This is a genomic window from Modestobacter sp. VKM Ac-2979 (assembly GCF_026967995.1).
Classification (GTDB): domain Bacteria; phylum Actinomycetota; class Actinomycetes; order Mycobacteriales; family Geodermatophilaceae; genus Modestobacter.
In genome coordinates, this window is record NZ_JAPVBO010000012.1 from 1 (window position 1) to 2774 (window position 2774).

At 69.9% G+C, this 2774-nt stretch carries 1 protein-coding gene; it reads left to right on the forward strand.

The window, feature by feature from the left end; genetic code table 11:
• Positions 1 to 3 precede the first annotated feature (3 nt).
• The coding region (locus tag O2W15_RS23900) for an aconitate hydratase (protein WP_269181280.1) at positions 4 to 2774 on the forward strand (2771 nt) is incomplete at its 3' end.

A 2774-nucleotide genomic window follows, 5' to 3' on the forward strand; every position in this document is an offset into this window, starting at 1 on the left:
AGAGTGGCAGCCAGCAAGAACAGCTTCGGAGCCCGGGCGACGCTCGACGTCGACGGCACCGAGTACGACATCTTCCGGCTCGACGCGGTGGAGGGCGCCGACAAGCTGCCCTTCAGCTTGAAGGTCCTGCTGGAGAACCTCCTCCGCACCGAGGACGGCGCGGACATCACCGCCGACCACATCCGCGCCCTGGCGAACTGGGACCCGTCCGCGGAGCCGGACCAGGAGATCCAGTTCACCCCGGCCCGTGTGGTGATGCAGGACTTCACCGGCGTCCCGTGCATCGTCGACCTGGCCACCATGCGCGAGGCGATGGCCGACCTCGGCGGCGACCCGCAGAAGATCAATCCGCTGGCCCCGGCCGAGCTGGTCATCGACCACTCGGTCATCGCCGACGTCTTCGGCACGCCGGAGTCCTTCGAGCGCAACGTCGAGATCGAGTACCAGCGCAACGGCGAGCGCTACCAGTTCCTGCGCTGGGGCCAGGGCGCCTTCGACGACTTCAAGGTCGTCCCCCCGGGCACCGGCATCGTGCACCAGGTCAACATCGAGCACCTGGCCCGCGTGGTCTTCCCGCGGCAGGAGGGTGACCGCACCCTCGCCTACCCCGACACCTGCGTGGGCACCGACAGCCACACCACCATGGTCAACGGCCTGGGCGTGCTGGGCTGGGGCGTCGGCGGCATCGAGGCCGAGGCCGCGATGCTCGGCCAACCCGTGTCGATGCTGATCCCCCGGGTCGTCGGCTTCAAGCTGTCCGGCCAGCTGCCCGACGGCGCGACCGCCACCGACCTGGTCCTCACGATCACCGAGATGCTGCGCCAGCACGGCGTGGTCGGGAAGTTCGTCGAGTTCTACGGCGCCGGCGTCTCGGCGGTCCCGCTGGCCAACCGCGCCACCATCGGCAACATGAGCCCGGAGTTCGGCTCCACCGCGGCGATGTTCCCGATCGACGAGGAGACCATCACCTACCTGGAGCTGACCGGCCGCAGCGCCGAGCAGGTCAAGCTGGTCGAGACCTACGCCAAGGAGCAGGGCCTCTGGCACGACGCGTCCCGCGAGCCGGTCTTCTCCGAGTACCTGGAGCTGGACCTGGCCACCGTCGTCCCCTCCATCGCCGGCCCGAAGCGCCCGCAGGACCGGGTCGCGATCACCGACGCCAAGGAGGCCTGGCGCGAGGCGCTGCCGGCCTACGTCTCCGACGGCGAGACCGGCGGGGAGGACCGGAAGCCCGGCGTCCCGTCCAACGAGCAGCCCTACGGCGTCGAGTCCGCCGCCGACGAGGCGTCCGCGGAGTCCTTCCCGGCGTCTGACCCGGTGAGCCCGTTCGGGCACGGCAACGGCGAGGCCGGCAAGCCGCACCCGTTCGTGTCCGACCACGTCCTCCCCGACCGGCCGAACAAGCCGACCAAGGTCGTGATGGAGGACGGCACCGAGACCTACGTCGACCACGGTCACGTGGTGATCGCCGCCATCACCTCCTGCACCAACACCTCCAACCCGCAGGTCATGATCGGCGCCGCGCTGCTGGCGAAGAACGCCGTCGAGCGGGGCCTCACCAGCAAGCCGTGGGTGAAGACGACGCTGGCGCCGGGGTCCAAGGTCGTCATGGACTACTACGAGAAGGCCGAGCTCACCCCCTACCTGGAGAAGCTCGGCTTCTACCTGGTCGGCTACGGCTGCACCACGTGCATCGGCAACTCCGGCCCGCTCCCCGAGCCGGTCTCGGCCGCCGTCAACGAGGCCGACCTCGCCGTCGTCTCGGTCCTGTCGGGCAACCGGAACTTCGAGGGCCGGATCAACCCCGACGTCAAGATGAACTACCTGGCCAGCCCCCCGCTGGTCATCGCCTACGCGCTGGCCGGGTCGATGGACGTCGACCTGAACAACGACTCGCTGGGCAAGGACACCGACGGCAACGACGTGTACCTGCGCGACATCTGGCCCTCGCCGCAGGAGGTCCAGCGGGTCATCGACCACGCCGTCTCCGCGGAGCAGTTCGGCCGTAGCTACCAGGACGTGTTCGCCGGCACCGAGCAGTGGCAGGCGCTGCCCACCCCGGAGGGCGACACCTTCGAGTGGGACGCGCAGAGCACCTACGTCCGCAAGCCCCCGTACTTCGACGGGATGCCGGCCGAGCCGTCCCCCGTCGAGGACATCTCCGGGGCGCGCACCCTGGCGGTGCTGGGTGACTCGGTGACCACCGACCACATCTCGCCGGCCGGCTCCATCAAGGCCGACAGCCCCGCCGGGAAGTACCTGCAGGAGCACGGCATCGAGCGCCGCGACTTCAACTCCTACGGCTCCCGGCGCGGGAACCACGAGGTGATGATCCGCGGCACCTTCGCCAACATCCGGCTGCGCAACCTGCTGGTGCCTGGCACCGAGGGCGGTGTCACCAAGAACCACCTGACCGGCGAGACCACGTCGATCTACGACGCCTCGCGGGCCTACGCCGAGGCCGGCGTGCCGCTGGTGGTGCTGGCCGGCAAGGAGTACGGCTCCGGGTCCTCCCGTGACTGGGCGGCCAAGGGGACGGCGCTGCTCGGCGTCAAGGCGGTCATCGCGCAGAGCTACGAGCGCATCCACCGGTCGAACCTGATCGGCATGGGCGTCCTGCCGCTGCAGTTCCCCGAGGGCGAGTCGGCCGAGTCGCTCGGCCTGACCGGGGACGAGGAGTTCACCATCACCGGGGTCACCGCGCTGAACGACGGCACGATCCCCCGCACGGTGAAGGTCAAGGCGGGCGACGTGGAGTTCGACGCGCGCGTCCG